At 54.5% G+C, this 738-nt stretch carries 1 protein-coding gene; it reads left to right on the top strand.

All coding sequences use genetic code 11. The features are described from left to right. Positions 1-84 precede the first annotated feature (84 nt). A partial coding sequence (gene trpC / locus ACTHUR_RS13815; RefSeq protein WP_440399109.1) for an indole-3-glycerol phosphate synthase TrpC occupies positions 85-738 on the top strand: 654 nt, incomplete at its 3' end.

Raw genomic sequence — 738 nt, 5'->3', positions numbered from 1 at the left:
ACGGCATTCAGGCCGTCTGAAACCTAATCGGCAACAGCATGTTGCACGATTCAAATCCGAAAATCAGCCCAGTAGAAAAACGCCATGACCGATATTCTCAACAAAATCCTTGCCACCAAAGCAGAAGAAGTGGCCGTCCAAAAAGCCGCCGTTTCCTTGGAAGACATCAAAGCCCAAGCGCAGGCAGCCGCGCCGGTTCGCAGCTTTATCGGCTCGATCCGTGAAAAACACGCGCAGAATCTGCCTGCCATTATTGCCGAAGTCAAAAAAGCCAGCCCGAGCAAAGGCCTGATCCGCCCTGATTTTCATCCTGCCGAAATCGCCGCCGCCTATGAAAAAGCCGGCGCGGCCTGTTTGTCTGTGTTGACGGACGAACCTTACTTCCAAGGCTCGCCCGAATATTTGAAACAGGCGCGTGCGGCCGTGGCGCTGCCGGTCTTGCGTAAAGATTTCATCATCGACGAATACCAAATCTATCAGGCGCGCGCGTGGGGTGCGGATGCGATTCTTCTGATTGCCGCCGCACTGGAAGCCGGGCAGCTTGAGCGTTTTGAAGCCGTTGCCCACGAATTGGGCATGACCGTATTGTTGGAGTTGCACGATGCGTCCGAGCTGGAAAAATGCCGCAACATGACCACGCCGTTGTGGGGCGTCAACAACCGCAACCTGCGTACGTTTGAAGTGACCCTGCAACAAACCCTTGACCTTTTGCCCGAATTAAACGGCAAAACCGTTGTC

The organism is Neisseria sp. P0021.S007 (assembly GCF_051956855.1).
Note: the sequence above shows the minus strand (reverse complement) of the source record. Positions and strands in the feature narration are given on the sequence as shown.